This is a genomic window from Nonomuraea sp. NPDC051941 (assembly GCF_044593615.1).
The window spans coordinates 209,775-224,513 of record NZ_JBIUCF010000001.1 but is presented as its reverse complement, the minus strand read 5'-3'; the positions used below and the strand labels follow the sequence as shown (position 1 = coordinate 224,513).

9 protein-coding genes are annotated in these 14,739 nt (G+C 70.1%); 5 read left to right on the top strand and 4 right to left on the bottom strand.

What is annotated here, in order from left to right; translation table 11 throughout:
* Window positions 1-22: 22 nt before the first annotated feature.
* Together ACIHFD_RS00980 and ACIHFD_RS00975 are read left to right on the top strand one after the other, a co-directional pair.
* Window positions 23-1,786 (top strand): ABC transporter ATP-binding protein, encoded by a 1,764-nt coding sequence (locus ACIHFD_RS00980; protein WP_397365017.1) that lies wholly within the window; start codon window positions 23-25, stop codon window positions 1,784-1,786.
* Window positions 1,787-1,913: 127 nt separating this feature from the next.
* Entirely contained in the window at window positions 1,914-2,240 is a 327-nt protein-coding gene (locus ACIHFD_RS00975) for a DUF5709 domain-containing protein (RefSeq protein ID WP_350723043.1), read from the top strand.
* Window positions 2,241-2,317: 77 nt separating this feature from the next.
* Here the strand turns inward: ACIHFD_RS00975 and ACIHFD_RS00970 are convergent, their stop codons facing one another.
* On the bottom strand, window positions 2,318-2,971 hold the full coding sequence (locus tag ACIHFD_RS00970) for an HAD family hydrolase (protein ID WP_397365016.1): 654 nt from the start codon (window positions 2,969-2,971) through the stop codon (window positions 2,318-2,320).
* Between the two features lie 77 nt (window positions 2,972-3,048).
* On the opposite strand from ACIHFD_RS00970, the gene ACIHFD_RS00965 reads away from it, so the two are divergent.
* Both ACIHFD_RS00965 and ACIHFD_RS00960 read left to right on the top strand, forming a co-directional pair.
* Window positions 3,049-5,052, top strand: coding sequence for a catalase (locus ACIHFD_RS00965; protein WP_397365015.1), 2,004 nt, complete (start codon window positions 3,049-3,051; stop codon window positions 5,050-5,052).
* A gap of 106 nt (window positions 5,053-5,158) precedes the next feature.
* Window positions 5,159-5,872 (top strand): Uma2 family endonuclease, encoded by a 714-nt coding sequence (locus ACIHFD_RS00960; RefSeq protein WP_397365014.1) that lies wholly within the window; start codon window positions 5,159-5,161, stop codon window positions 5,870-5,872.
* On the opposite strand, the gene hrpA is transcribed toward ACIHFD_RS00960, so the two are convergent.
* Both hrpA and ACIHFD_RS00950 read right to left on the bottom strand, forming a co-directional pair.
* Window positions 5,862-9,734 carry an ATP-dependent RNA helicase HrpA gene (gene hrpA, locus ACIHFD_RS00955; protein WP_397365013.1) on the bottom strand — a complete coding sequence of 1,291 codons (3,873 nt, stop codon included), beginning with the start codon at window positions 9,732-9,734 and terminating at the stop codon, window positions 5,862-5,864. The two genes, ACIHFD_RS00960 and hrpA, sit on opposite strands and share 11 nt — an antisense overlap.
* A gap of 110 nt (window positions 9,735-9,844) precedes the next feature.
* Complete coding sequence (locus tag ACIHFD_RS00950; protein WP_397365012.1) at window positions 9,845-10,909, bottom strand: ADP-ribosylglycohydrolase family protein; 1,065 nt, start codon at window positions 10,907-10,909, stop codon at window positions 9,845-9,847.
* Between the two features lie 73 nt (window positions 10,910-10,982).
* Here ACIHFD_RS00950 and ACIHFD_RS00945 point away from each other — a divergent pair, with 73 nt between their 5' ends.
* Window positions 10,983-12,908: a Xaa-Pro dipeptidyl-peptidase gene (locus tag ACIHFD_RS00945; protein WP_397365011.1), complete on the top strand. Its 1,926-nt coding sequence runs from the start codon at window positions 10,983-10,985 to the stop codon at window positions 12,906-12,908.
* A gap of 57 nt (window positions 12,909-12,965) precedes the next feature.
* Here the strand turns inward: ACIHFD_RS00945 and ACIHFD_RS00940 are convergent, their stop codons facing one another.
* The gene (locus ACIHFD_RS00940) at window positions 12,966-14,696 is read right to left on the bottom strand and encodes an RNA polymerase sigma factor (protein ID WP_397365010.1); all 1,731 of its coding nucleotides are present in this window, start codon (window positions 14,694-14,696) and stop codon (window positions 12,966-12,968) included.
* Window positions 14,697-14,739: the final 43 nt, after the last annotated feature.

Here is a 14,739-nt window from a genome sequence, read left to right as displayed (position 1 = left end):
GACATCTGAAAGGAGGCGCCACTTGGCGGAGGAACCACGCGCGCCCCTCGGGCGCATCATCAAGCTGTTCCGCCCCTACCGCGGCCGGCTGGCCCTGGTGGGCTCCCTCATCCTGCTGTCGTCGCTGGTGTCGCTGGCCTCGCCCTTCCTGCTGCGCGAGGTGCTGGACGTGGCGATCCCGGCCAGGGACGCCGGCCTGCTCGCGCTGCTGGCCCTGGGCATGATCGCGGTGGCGGTCATCACCAGCGTGTTCGACGTCGTACAGACGCTGATGTCCACCACTGTGGGCCAGCGGGTGATGCACGACCTGCGCATCGCCGTCTACGGCCACCTGCAGCGCATGTCGCTGGCGTTCTTCACCCGCACGAGGACCGGCGAGGTCCAGTCGCGCATCGCCAACGACATCGGCGGCATGCAGTCGGTCGTCACCTCGACCGCTTCTTCCCTCGTCTCCAACCTCACCACCGTGATCGCCACGATCGTCGCCATGGTCGCGCTCGACTGGCGGCTGACGGTCGTCTCGCTGCTGCTCATGCCGGTGTTCGTGTGGATCAGCCGCAAGGTCGGCAGCGAGCGCAAGCGCATCACCAACGAGCGGCAGCGCAAGCTGGCGAGCATCGCCTCCATGGTCCAGGAGTCGCTGTCGATCAGCGGCATCCTGCTCGGCCGCACCATGGGCCGCTCCGACGGTCTGACCGAGCGCTTCGGCCGGGCCTCCGACGAGCTGGCCGACCTCGGCGTGCGGACGAGCATGGCGGGACGCTGGCGGCAGTCGTCCATCCAGATCGTCATGGCGGCCATGCCCGCGATCATCTACTGGGCGGTCGGCCACACGGGCGCGATCTCGGTCGGCACGCTGGTGGCCTTCACGACCCTGCAGACCAGCCTGTTCAGGCCGATGGTCTCGCTGCTGCGGCTGGGCGTCGAGGTGCAGACCTCGCTGGCGCTGTTCGGGCGGATCTTCGAGTATCTGGACCTGCCGGTGGACATCCGCCCCGGCACGCGGGAGCTGCAGGACGTGCGCGGCGAGGTCCGCTTCGAGGACGTCGACTTCTCGTACGGCGAGACCCCCACCCTCACCGGCGTGGACCTCAAGGTCCCGGCGGGCGCCAGCCTGGCCGTCGTGGGCGAGACCGGCTCGGGCAAGACCACGCTCAGCTACCTGCTGCCCAGGCTCTACGACGTCACCGGCGGGCGGGTCACGATCGACGGGGTGGACGTGCGGGAGCTGACGTTCGACACGCTGAGCGAGGCGGTCGGCGTGGTGTCGCAGGAGACGTACCTGTTCCACGCCTCGATCGCCGACAACCTGCGCTTCGCCAAGCCGTCGGCGACCGACGAGGAGCTGGAGGAGGCCGCGCGGGCCGCGCGCATCCACGACCACATCGCCTCGCTGCCCGACGGCTACGACACGCTGGTGGGCGAGCGCGGCTACCGGTTCTCCGGCGGCGAGAAGCAGCGCCTGGCCATCGCGCGCACGCTGCTGCGCAACCCGCCGGTGCTGGTCCTCGACGAGGCCACCAGCGCGCTGGACACGCAGACCGAGCGGGCCGTGCAGGAGGCGCTCGACGCGCTGGCGCGGGGCCGTACGACCATCACGATCGCGCACCGGCTGTCCACGGTCCGCGACGCGGACCAGATCGTCGTGCTGGACGGCGGGAAGATCGTCGAGCGCGGCACCCACGACGAGCTGATGGCCCGCGCCGGCCACTACGCGGCGCTGGTGAGCAGGGATCATCCGCTCGAGCTCGTTCAACCCCAAATGGGCATCATCCCAGTCCCATGAGTAGCCCTGACCCCTCTGGCAACCGACGCCCACCACAGTGTCGAGGAGGGACAAGGAAGCGTTGGCCAAGGCCCTGAGCAAGGCCAAGTCATAGGATTTCGGGCCGCGTCCTGGGTAGGGGTCGCATATGACCGAAAAACCTCCTGACCGGTTCGGCTTCAGTGACGAACAGGCGATCGAGTTCGAGGAGTGGACCGAGGATCTCGGTTTCTACCACGAGGTCAAGGAAGACGACCCCCAGCGCCGGGACACTCTCGACGAACGCCTTCGCCGCGAGGCCAGGGACCGGCTCCACGAGCCCCGCCCCAAGCACCGGCTGACCCAGCCGGACGAAGGGCTGGCGCCCGACACGGAAGGCGAGGAGATCGCCCTCGATTGGGGCGACGACGACGGGAACGACCTGTCGGCGGAGGAGCGTGCCATCCGCATCGACTCCGACGAGAACCTCACGTGATCCGTCCCCGCGCCGCCGTCACCGCTCGCGCGGCGTTCCGGCGCGGGTGCTCATCCAACGCGTCCCAGCACTCGCGCTCAGCCGAGGCGTTCCAGCACGGTCAGTACGGCGTGCAGGTCGTCGATGATCGCGTCGGCGGCCGCCGCCTGCGGGCGCTCGGCGTGCAGGTACCCCCACGGGCCGCGGCGCAGCAGCGTCGTGCGCATGCCCGCCGCGGCGGCCGGGAGCACGTCGTTGTCGAGCCGGTCGCCGACGTAGAGGATCTCGCCGGGCTCCCGCCCCGCGACCGCCGCGACCTTGGCGAAGAACCCGGCGTCCGGCTTGGACACGCCCCATCCCTCGGAGGTGTGCACGGAGTCGGCGGGCAGGTCCATGGCGACCAGTGCCCCGTAGGCCCGCGCCGGCTGGTTGCCCGCGATGATCACCTGGTATCCGGCCGCCCTGATGGCGGCCAGGGCGTCGCGCACGTCGGGGTAGAGGTCGTCGGCGTCGAAGTGGTTGCGCAGGCCGTCGGGCTCGTCGCGCTCCCAGGCGGCATCCTCCGCGTCCGCGTCGAAGCCGGGGCGGATGAGCTCGAAGGCGTCGATATGGGGGCGGTCCAGCGCCGCCATCCCACCGAGCGCGCCCATCAGCACGAACTCGCTCACACCCAGCCGCCCGGCCCAGCGCGTCCAGATGCGCGCCTCGCTGATCAGCGTCTCCCCGACGTCGAACACCACGGCCTTCATCATCAATCCCCCCGTTTCAACCCGTTCGGCCGGGCACCCAGGTAAAAGCGCCCGACAAATCCTATAAGGGGGATTTCTTCATGAAGCCAGAGCGCGATGCGAAGCACCGCCAGCTCGACGCCGATCGCGTCCCACTCGACGACCTCACCATGACCACGGATCAGGGCGTCCCGGTCGATCACACGGACGACTCGCTGCGGGCGGGCACCCGCGGGCCGACGCTCATGGAGGACTTCCACTTCCGCGAGAAGATCACCCGTTTCGACCACGAACGCATCCCCGAGCGCGTGGTCCACGCCAGGGGCGCGGGCGCGTACGGGGTCTTCCAGCTCTACGAGCCGCTCGGCGACCTGACCTCGGCGGCCTTCCTGAACGACACCTCGACGCCGACGCCGACGTTCGTGCGCTTCTCGACCGTCGCGGGCTCGCGCGGCTCGGCCGACACCGTGCGGGACGTACGCGGGTTCGCCACGAAGTTCTACACCTCTCAGGGCAACTTCGACCTCGTGGGCAACAACTTCCCGGTCTTCTTCATCCAGGACGGCATCAAGTTCCCCGACTTCGTGCACGCGGTCAAGCCGGAGCCGCACAACGAGATCCCGCAGGCGCAGTCGGCGCACGACACGTTCTGGGACTTCGTGCAGCTCCAGCCGGAGTCGCTGCACATGGTCATGTGGCTGATGTCCGACCGGGCGATCCCGCGCAGCTTCCGGATGATGCAGGGGTTCGGGGTGCACACGTTCCGGCTGGTGAACGCCTCCGGGCAGGGGACGTTCGTCAAGTGGCACTGGCGGCCGGTGCTGGGGACGTACTCGCTGGTGTGGGACGAGGTGCTGCGCATCCAGGGCAACGACCCCGACTACAACCGCCGGGACCTGTGGGAGGCCATCGAGCGCGGCGTCTACCCCGAGTACGAGCTGTGCGTGCAGCTCGTACCCGAGTCGCGGGAGCACGACTTCGACTTCGACCTGCTCGACCCCACGAAGATCATCCCTGAGGAGCAGGTGCCGCTGCGGCCCATAGGCAAGATGACGCTCAACCGCAACCCGCAGAACTTCTTCGCCGAGACCGAGCAGGTCGCCTTCCACACCGCCAACGTCGTGCCCGGCATCGACTTCTCCAACGACCCGCTGCTGCAGGCCCGCAACTTCTCCTACCTCGACACCCAGCTCCTGCGCCTGGGCGGGCCCAACTTCCCGCAGATCCCGGTCAACCGGCCGGTGAACGAGGTGCGCAACGACCAGCGCGACGGCTTCCACCAGCACCTGATCCACGAGTCGCGCACCAGCTACGCGCCCAACTCCATCAGCGGCAACCGCCCCGAGGCCACCGACGGCTACCGGCACTACCAGGAGCGGGTGGACGGCGTGAAGATCCGCGAGCGCAGCCCCAGCTTCGAGGACCACTACAGCCAGGCCACCCTGTTCTGGAACAGCATGGCGGACTGGGAGAAGCGGCACATCGTGGCCGCGTTCCTGTTCGAACTCGGGCACGTGGAGCGGCTCCCCATCAAGGAGGGCGTGGTCCGGCACCTGGGCCAGATCCACCCCGACCTGGCCGCCCAGGTGGCCCAGGGGCTCGGCCTGCCCGCGCCGCCCAGGACCGAGGTCCACTCCAACGCCTCACCCGCGCTCAGCATGACCGGCCAGCCGCAGAGCCTCGCCACCCGCAAGGTCGCCATCCTCATGGCGGACGGGACGGACGCCGGCGAGGTGACCGCCCTGCGCGAGTCCCTGGAGGGCAAGGGCGCCATCTGCGAGGTGCTGGCCCCGGCGGAGGGCACCGTGGCCGGCATCCCCGTGGACCGGCAGCTCGGCGCGGCGAGCTCGGTCCTCTACGACGCGGTGGTGGCCGCCGACGGCGCGGCCCTGGCCTCGCTGGGGCGGGCGCGCTTCTTCGTCATGGAGGCGTTCAAGCACGGCAAGGCCATCGGGGCCGTGGGGTCCGGCCGCGAGCTTCTGGAGGCCGCGCGACTGCCCAGCGACGTGGGGGTGGTGACGGGGGACGGGATCGCCGAGAAGTTCGCCACGGCGGTCGCCGGCCACCGCTTCTACGAACGCGACGTGGACGCCGTCCCGGCGTGACTGGTACGCGAGTCGGCCGTCCTTCGGGGCGGCCGATTCGTGTGGCGTGAGCGCGCGCGTGATGGAATACTTAGCGTGTCCGTTCGAATACGAAGGGAAAGATTCCATGGTCGCCATCGTGGAAGAAGAGCTCCACACGGACGCAGTGGAAGTGGAGGAGGACCACGCCGACGCCGTGGAGGAGGAGCAGCAGTCCGGCTCCGCCGAAGAGGAACGTCACACAGACGAGGCAGAGCAAGAAGACAACCCGAAGTCGACTGCGATGCGACGCCGCCGAACGCCACGCACCGCTCGGGAGTTGTTCGATGCCCTACCCCCCCTCCCCGGCTTCCGGGTTGAGGTCATCGAAGGGAAACTGATCGTGAGCCCATCAGGCACCCCTGAGCATTTCTTGACCAGCGACGAGCTGGCCTACGCTCTGCGTCCGTTGCGCAAGGAACGCGGCTGGCACGGAGCACATGGTCCGCAGATCTGCATCGATGGGCCCAGATACTCACTCCAGCCCGACTACGTGCTGTGGCCCTGCGACTGCAAACGGTGGGGCAATGAGCTGCTGTCGACTGGAGTGATCATGGTTACCGAGGTGGTCTCGCCCAGCAGCGTTCGCGACGACCGCGAGGAAAAGGTGCGTCTTTACGCGCTGGGCGAGGTGCCGGTCTACCTGCTGATCGACCAGGTCGCGAAGTGCCCGAGCGTAACTGTGTACAGCGACATCGAGGACGGCGTATATCGCACGATCGACTCGGAGCCCATGGGAAAGCTGCTCTACCTGCCGGACCCCGTCAACTTCGAGCTCGACACCTCGATCTTCATGGAGTGAGCTTCTCCATCGCCTTGACGATGCGCTTCTCCGACACCGGAGTAGGAGTCCCCAAGGTCTGGGCGAAGAAGCTCACCCTCAGTTCCTCGATCATCCACCGGATTTCCACCACGTCCGCTTCCCCTCTCCGCACCGGGGGAAGCTTCTCCAGCACGTCGTGGTAGTCGTCCTCGACCTTGTGCACCTTGTCCATCCACTCCTGGTCCCGCCAGGGCTCCTCGGGGAGCTTGGTGAGGCGGCGGTCGATCGCCCGGATATAGCGCAAGATGTCGGACAAACGCCGGTAACCGGTCGCCGTGACGAAGCCCGCGTAGACGAGTTTGCCGAGCTGCTCGCGGATGTCGTCCGTCGACGCGCTCTCCCGCAGGCCGCCCAGCCGGCCGCCCGCCGCGTGCCAGACGCTCAGGATCTGCTCCACCTTCGACAGCACGTCGGCCGCCGTGTCGTGGAGGTGAGCCCGTACGTGCTGGTAGAGGCGGTCGAAGGCCACCGGGTCCCACGCCGCGCCCCCGGCGTCGAGCATCAGCTTGTCGACGGCCGCGTTGACCACGTCCTCGAACAGCGCCACCGCCCCGCCGTGCGGGCTGCGTGACAGCGCCAGCTTGGCCTGGTTGGACAGGCCGCCCAGCAGGGATTTGGCCGGGTTGGTGACGTTGAGGAGGAGCAAGCGGCGCACGCCGGGCCAGTGGGAGCGGCGCTGCTCGGCCGCCGTGTCGAAGATCTTGATCGAGACGGAGTCCCCCGCGTCCACCAGCGCCGGATAGCCCTTCATCCGGCCCTGCTCGAACACCTTCGGCAGCGTCCCGAAGCTCCACCTGTGCAGGCCGGTCTGCTCCAGGTCGTCGCCGGCCTGCGAGAGCGTCTCCCGCAGGCGCGGGGCGAGGCGGCGCTTCAGCGCGTCGAGGTCCTTGTCCTCGGCCACCGTGCGCCGGCGCTCGTCGATCACCCGGTACGTGATGCGCAGATGCTCGGGCACCTGGTCGAGCTGCCAGGCCTCGCGCGGCACGCGTACGCCGGTCAGGCGCAGCAGCTCGCGCTCCACGGCCGCCAGCAGCGGCTCGCCGCCCTGCTTGACCCCCTCCAGCACCTGCTTGGCGTAGTTGGGGGCGGGCACGAAGTTGCGGCGCAGGGCCTTCGGCAGGGAGCGGATCAGCGCGGTGATCAGCTCCTCGCGCAGGCCGGGGATCTGCCAGTCGAAGCCGTCGGAGCTGACCTGGTTGAGCACCTGGAGCGGCACGTGGACGGTCACGCCGTCGGCGTCCGCGCCCGGCTCGAACTGGTAGGTCAGCTTCATCCGCTGCCCGAGCTGTTTCCAGGTGTCGGGGTAGTCGCGGGCGCTGACGTCGGCGCCCTCGTTGACCAGCATGTCCGGCGAGAACGTGAGCAGGTCGGGCGTCTGCTGCCTGGCCTGCTTCCACCAGGAGTCGAAGTGGCGGGCCGAGACCACGTCGGCCGGCACCCGCTGCTCGTAGAAGTCGAACAGCGCCTCGTCGTCCACCATGATGTCGCGGCGGCGCGCCCGGTTCTCCAGCTCCTCGACCTCGCCGAGCAGCCTGCGGTTGTCCTTGAGGAAGCGGTGGTGGGTGTCCCAGTCGCCCTCGACCAGGGCGTGCCTGATGAACAGCTCACGCGACAGGTCGGGGTCGATGCGGCCGTAGTTGACCTTGCGGCCCACCACGAGCGGCACCCCATACAGGGTGACCTTCTCCAGGGCGATCACCGCACCCTGGTTCTTCTCCCAGTGCGGCTCGGAGTAGGTGCGTTTGACCAGGTGTTGCGCGAGCGGCTCGACCCAGTCGGGCTCGATCTTGGCATTGACGCGCGCCCAGAGCCGGGAGGTCTCGACCAGCTCGGCCGACATGACCCACTGCGGCTGCTTCTTGGCCAGCGCCGAGCCGGGGAAGATGGCGAAGCGGGCGTTGCGGGCGCCGAGGTATTCCTGGATCGGCCGGCGGCCGTCCTGCCCCCGCTGCTTGTCCATGACGTCCTTGACGCCGATGTGCGACAGCAGCCCGACCAGCAGCGACGCGTGCACGTGGTACGGCTGCGCGGGCTGGCTGTTGGGCTGGGCGCCGAGCGACTGGCGCACCTGGCTGTAGATGTCCTGCCACTCGCGTACGCGCAGGTAGTTGAGGAACTCGGCCTTGCACAGCCGCCGGAAGGCGCTGGAGGACAGCTCCTTCTGCTTGTCGCGCAGGTAGTTCCACAGGTTGAGGTAGGCCAGGAAGTCGGACTCGGGATCGGCGAAGCGCCGGTGCTTCTCGTCGGCCTGCTGCTGCTTGTCGGACGGGCGCTCGCGCGGGTCCTGGATGGACAGCGCCGCGGCGATCACCATGACCTCGCGCAGGCAGCCGTTCTTCTCGGCCTCCAGCACCATGCGGCCCAGGCGCGGGTCGACGGGGAGGCCGGCCAGCTTGCGGCCGACGCCGGTGAGCTTGCCGTGGACGTCGAACGCGCCCAGCTCGTGGAGCAGGTTGACGCCGTCCTTGACCTGGCGGCGGTCCGGCGGCTCCACGAACGGGAACGCCTCGATGTCGCCCAGCCCGATCGAGGTCATCTGGAGGATGACGGAGGCCAGGTTGGTACGCAGGATCTCGGGGTCGGTGAACTCGGGCCGGCTGAGGAAGTCTTCTTCCTCGTACAGCCGGATGCAGATGCCGTCGGAGGTGCGGCCCGAGCGGCCCTTGCGCTGGTTGGCGCTGGCCTGCGAGACGGCCTCGATCGGCAGCCGCTGCACCTTGGTGCGGTGGCTGTAGCGGGAGATGCGGGCGAACCCCGGGTCGACGACGTATTTGATGCCGGGGACCGTGAGCGACGTCTCGGCGACGTTGGTGGCGAGCACGACGCGGCGGCCGGTGTGGCGCTGGAAGACGCGGTGCTGCTCGGCGGCGCTCAGGCGGGCGTAGAGCGGGAGGATCTCGGTGTTGCGGAACTCGGCCTTGCCCAGGGCGTCGGCGGCGTCGCGGATCTCCCGCTCGCCCGACAGGAACACCAGGATGTCGCCGGGGCCCTCCGAGATCAGCTCCCGGCAGGCGTCCACGATGCCCTGGGTCTGGTCGTCGTCCTCGCTGAGCGGCCGGTAACGCACCTCCACCGGGTAGGTGCGGCCGGAGACCTCGACGATCGGCGCGTCGTCGAAGTGGCGGGAGAACCGCTCGGGGTCGATCGTGGCGCTGGTGATGATGACCTTGAGGTCGGGGCGCTGGGGCAGGAGCTGCTTGAGGTAGCCGAGGATGAAGTCGATGTTGAGGCTGCGTTCGTGGGCCTCGTCGATGATCAGCGTGTCGTACTGGTCGAGCATGCGGTCGTTCTGCAGCTCGGCCAGCAGGATGCCGTCGGTCATCAGCTTGACGAGCGTGCGGTCGCTCGCCTGGTCGGTGAAGCGGACCTTGTAGCCGACGACCTCGCCCAGGCCGGTGTCGAGCTCCTCGGCGATGCGCTCGGCGACCGTGCGGGCGGCGATGCGGCGGGGCTGGGTGTGGCCGATCAGCCCGCGTACGCCGCGGCCCAGCTCCAGGCAGATCTTGGGGATCTGGGTGGTCTTGCCGGAGCCCGTCTCGCCCGCGATGATCACCACCTGGTGGTCGCGGATGGCCGCCAGGATGTCGTCTTTCCGCTGGGAGACCGGCAGGTTTTCCGGATATTTCACCACCGGTACGGCTTCGCGCCGCCGGACCAGCCGCTGCTCGGCGCGTTCGACGTCGGCGAGGATCTCCGCGACGATCTTGTCCCGGGCGTCACGTGACCGGACCCGGCGCATGCCGTCGAGCCTGCGCCGCAGTCGCCGCTGGTCGCGCGGCATGAGCTCGGGCAGGCGGGAGTGGAGCTCGGCGAGTGGAGAGGACAAGGAAGGCGTTCCCATACTGCTTTCAGGATATTTGAGCCCCGCGTCCCCGGAGCCAACCGACCATGCTGCCCGACACCGGCGGGACGCGCATCCCAATATCTCGCCCGGCCCGGGGCGCCTGCCGGTTATGCCGGCTCGGCGGCGAGACGTTCGATCGTGTCGCGCCCCTCCAGGGGGCGCAGCCAGGCGGCGGGCAGGACGCCGGTGCCGTGGAGGGTGCCGAGCAGGTTGCCGCACACCGAGCCGGTGGAGTCGCTGTCGCCCGAATGGTTGACCGACAGCAGCAGGGCCCGCTCCACGGAGGGCTCGGCCAGCGCGCAGTACACGCCGATGGCCAGCGCCTCCTCGGCCACCCACGCGCCGCCCAGCGACTCGACCCGCTCCGGCGAGTGCGCGCCGCCGCCGGCGGCGAGCGCCACGGCGGCGCGCAGGGCCGCGCTGGTCTCGTCGTGCGCCGGGTAGGCCGCCAGCAGGTCCAGGGCGCGGTGGACGGCGGGTTCCAGGTCCTCGCCCGCCACGAGGTACGCCGTGATCGCGGCGAACGCCCCCGCGGCCAGGTAGCCGGTCGGGTGCCCGTGGGTGATCTGCGCGCAGGCCGCCGCCACCTCGAACGCCTCCCGAGGGTCGGGCCCCGCGGCGCCGGAGAGCGCGACCAGGCCGAAGGGGGCCGAGCGCATCACGGTGCCGCAGCCCTTGGAGTTGGGGTTCACCGGGCCCGGCACGCCCAGCGGGGACGGCCCGGGGAACTGCTGACGCAGGCCCGACAGGCAGGCGTTGCCCGGGGCCCTGCGCGAGTACAGCCAGGTCTCCTCGCGCAGCCGGCCCGTGCGGTGCGGGCGGTCCGCGGGCGGCGGGGCCTGGTGGTTCTGGGTGTCGAGCCAGCGCAGGTACGCCTGCCGCACGGGCTCCACCACCTCGGGGTACGGGTACGCCGCCCGCCCCGGGGCCGGGGGTCCACCAGCGTGGGCGGCGCGGGCCCGGAGCAGCCCTTCCACGGTGAAGAGCGTCATCTGGGTGTCGTCGGTGATGAGACCGGATCTTCCTCGCCACGTCGTGACATATCCGGTAATGCCCTCCGCCCCGTGCTCCCTGCGGATCTCCCGCAACGACTGGAACTCGATCGGCGACCCGAGCGCGTCGCCGATCGCGCCACCGAGGAGGCAGCCTCGTACTCGATCCCGTACGTCCATGGGGGAAATCTTGTCAGGCTCCGGGCGGTCTGAGAGATTGCGGGTGATTCGGCCCACGTCCCGGAGGTCACGCGTGCCACAATTACGCCCGGCCCTCTTCGCCGTCACCCTCACCCTCGCGATCGCGACACCCGCCCAGGCGGCGGCAGCGCCACCCGCCATCACCGTCCAGAACGGCCGTACACAGCCGGTCTTCTCCTACGCGGACGCCGTCCGCGAGCACGTGTACGTCGAGTCGACCGTCGACAGCGACCTCGACGGCAAACTCGACAGAGTACGCGTGGACGTCATCAGGCCCAAGGAGTCCGGCCCGGGGCTCAAGGTGCCGGTGATCATCGATGAGAGCCCGTACTACGACAACTCCGGCCGCGGCAACGAGGCAGAGCGCAAAATGTACGACGCCGCCGGAAATGTCACGAAATTTCCGCTCTTCTACGACAACTACTTCGTCCCCCGCGGCTACGCCGTCCTCAACGTCGACATGCTCGGCACCACCCGATCGGACGGCTGCCCGGACATCGGCGGCAAGGCGGACGTCCTGGGCGGCAAGGCCGTCATCGACTGGCTGAACGGCCGCGCCAAGGCGTTCAGGGCGGACGGCACCCCGGCCGTGGCCGACTGGACGACGGGCAAGGCCGCCATGATCGGCAAGTCGTACGACGGCACCCTGGCCAACGCCGTCGCCGCCACCGGCGTCGAGGGCCTGAAGACGATCGTGCCCATCTCGGCCATCAGCTCCTGGTACAAGTACCAGCGCTCCAACGGCGTCATCTACAACCACGACTACGCCTCCTGGCTGGCCAACTACGTCGACACCGACCCCGAGGCCAAGTGCCAGGCCGTGCGCGACAGGATGGACGCCGAGGACGGCGACGACACGGGCGACTTCAACCCGTTCTGGGCCGAGCGCGACTACATCAAGGGCCTGCTCGGCGACGCCTCCAAGGTCAAGGCCAGCGTGTTCGTCGTCCACACGGTCAACGACCTCAACGTCAAGCCCGACAACTTCTCCACCTGGTGGAAGGCCCTGGCCGACCGCAACGTGCCGCGCAAGATCTGGGTCGGCCAGACCCAGCACGTGGACCCGTTCGACTTCGAGGGCCGGCGCGCGCTCTGGGTGGACACCCTGCACCGGTGGTTCGACCACTGGCTGCACGGCGTACGCAACGGGATCACGAACGAGCCCCGCGCCGACGTCGAGATCGGCCCGGCCCGCTGGACCACCCAGCACGACTGGCCGGCGCCGTTCGCGCTCAAGGCGTCCCTGCGCCCCGCGCCCGACGGCTCGCTCGGCCTGAAGCCCGCCACCAGGAACACCACCGCCTCCTTCACCGACGTCGCCATGACCGAGAGCGACATGGTGGCCGACATCGGGACGGCGAACCCGGGACGGGTCGCGTTCACCACGGGCGCGCTCCCGCTCGACCTGCGCCTGTCCGGCACGCCCACCGCGGACCTGCGGGTCAAGCTGGACAAGCCCACCTCCAACCTGACCGCCCTGCTCGTCGACTTCGGCGACGGCACCCGCGTCGACTGGCGCCGCGGCCAGGGCATCACCACGCTCACCGAGGAGGACTGCTACGGCGAGAGCACCGCGGCCGACGACGCCTGTTACAAGAAGGTCGTCACGAACGTGGCCACCCGCCCGCTCGAGATCGTCGCCCGCGGCTGGATCGACGTCCAGAACCGCGACTCGCTCAGCCAGGCCGCGCCGCTGCCGCCCGGCACGTACGGGACGGTCAAGTGGCTGACGCTGCCGCAGGACTACACCTTCAGGAAGGGCCACCGGGTCGGCCTCGTGGTGGCCGGCACCGACTCGACCTACAGCGACGAGACCGGCACCGGCGCGACCGTGACGCTCGACCTGGCCAGGTCCAGCGTCGTCGTCCCGTTCGTCCTGGGCACGCCGCTGGCGGACGTGCCGCAGGACACGACCACGTTCCGCGGTCCCGACCGGGTCGAGCTGCCCGAGCCCGATCGCGAGTTCTCGTTCTTCTAGCGGTATGAGGGGGCTTCCAGCGGTATGAGGGGGTCTCGGGCGCGCCGCCCGGGGCCCTCACCCGCAGGAGAGGACGCCGCGCCGGTAGTCGAGCGTCGTCCGCGTGCCCTTCTGCCGGACCGTCCAGGCGACGCTCATGGTCAGGGTGCCGCCACCGGCGCTGGTGCCGCCGGTCGTCTTGCCGTCACCGGTCGCCCGGCCCGCCCACCGGACGGTGATCTTCCCCCGCTCCACGCTCGACCGCCCGGAGCAGCCGGGCCGCGAGAGTGGCGCGGTCACCTTGAAGGTGTTTCCGGACACGGTGATGCCGTCGGTGCCCTTGGCGGAGACGATCTCGCAGCGTCCGTCGCACGACAGCGCGAACGTTCCGGTACGCCCCGAGCCCAGCCACGCCGTCGCCGGCGACAGCCTGGCCACCGGGGGCGCGGGCTTGGGCAGCTCGGCCTTCCTGGCCATGCTCGTCAGGCCGGCTCCGGCGGCCATCGGGGCCACCCCGGCCACCCAGCGCGACGGCTCGTCCAGCAGGCCGCCCGACTGCGCCGAGGCCTTGGTGAGCGTCGGGGGATGCTTCTGGGCGTTCACGACGGCCCAGACCAGCCCCGCCACCAGCAGGCCCACGCCCACGATCAGGCCGAGCCTGGCCACGGCCCTGATCGGCGGCCCCGCCTCGGGGTCGTCGTCGTCCAGCCGGTCCCGCCAGAACTCCTGAACCTGCCCGTCCCGCAGCTCGGCCAGATCGCCGCCCAGGGAGATCCCGCCGTACCGGATGATGGCGCCCTCGCTGTGGGAGCCGTTGCCCGAGCCTTTGATGGCGGCGCTGAAGACGAGCTTGTCCCCGTACGCGCCGCCGCGGAAGGCCCGCGTACGGCTCGGCGGCGTGAACGGGTGCCGCCCGCGCACGGCGGGTGCCGCCGGGGGCTCCTGGTCGGCGGCGGCCGCGCCCGCCGCCGACCAGGGCTTTCCCGAGGTCGCCGTCGTGGGGTCGGCGACCGGGATCTGCGGCGTGGCGTCGGCGACCGGAGGAGCCGGGGAAGGACCGGTCTCCACCAGTGTGCGTGCCTGCACGGGGAAGCCGTCCGCCCGCCAGAGAGGCCCCTCGCCGGGCAACGGCTGCGCCAACGCCAGCCGGTTGGGAAGTGTGCCGGGCAGTGTGGTGATCGGCAGGCGGCGCAGCAGCGCCGCCGCCGACATGGTCCTGGGCGCGGCCCGGCAGGTCGCGCAGGACTGGATGTGACGGCCGATCCTGGCCCTGGCTCGCCGGCCGGGCGCCGCGACCCACGCCGACACGCGTGCCGTCAGGTCGGGGCATCCGTCGCGCCCCCGCGCGGCGATGATCGCGGCGAACCACTCCTCCAGGGACTCGGCAGCCCGGGTGACGATGGTCCGCACCTCGTCCTGGCGCAGCTCGAAGATCACGGAGATCTCCGCGTCGGCCAGGCCGTGGCGCATGGACAGGTCGAGCAGCTCCCGCTGCGGGCGCTCCAGGGAGAGCAGCGCCTCCGGCAGCAGCTCCGACATCCGGCCGGGCCGCGACCACGAGCCGATGCTCGCGGGCTTGGCGACGAACGCCCGGTGCGCGCGGGCCACCGCGTACAACCAGGGCCGCCGCAGAGCCGGATCGACCACGCGATCCGCGTACAGGTGCGCCGTCAGCATCGCACCGGCCACCGCCTGCTCGGCGTCGCCCGCGGCGAGCTCCGTGCGGCAGTAGTCGTAGAGGCGGGCTCCGTGCTTGTCGCACAGGTCGCGAATGGCCTGGCGAGCGTCGTCAGACAGGGTTCGCCACATCCGGCGTCACACCTCCTCCAGTCAGTACGCGGAACGGGGGGTC

Coding starts and splice junctions, on each gene's coding strand:
- ACIHFD_RS00975 (WP_350723043.1), top strand. CDS start 1,914: ATGACCGAAAAACCTCCTGACCGGTTCGGCTTCAGTGACGAACAGGCG.
- ACIHFD_RS00970 (WP_397365016.1), bottom strand. CDS start 2,971: ATGATGAAGGCCGTGGTGTTCGACGTCGGGGAGACGCTGATCAGCGAG.
- ACIHFD_RS00965 (WP_397365015.1), top strand. CDS start 3,049: ATGAAGCCAGAGCGCGATGCGAAGCACCGCCAGCTCGACGCCGATCGC.
- ACIHFD_RS00960 (WP_397365014.1), top strand. CDS start 5,159: ATGGTCGCCATCGTGGAAGAAGAGCTCCACACGGACGCAGTGGAAGTG.
- hrpA (WP_397365013.1), bottom strand. CDS start 9,734: ATGGGAACGCCTTCCTTGTCCTCTCCACTCGCCGAGCTCCACTCCCGC.
- ACIHFD_RS00950 (WP_397365012.1), bottom strand. CDS start 10,909: ATGGACGTACGGGATCGAGTACGAGGCTGCCTCCTCGGTGGCGCGATC.
- ACIHFD_RS00940 (WP_397365010.1), bottom strand. CDS start 14,696: ATGTGGCGAACCCTGTCTGACGACGCTCGCCAGGCCATTCGCGACCTG.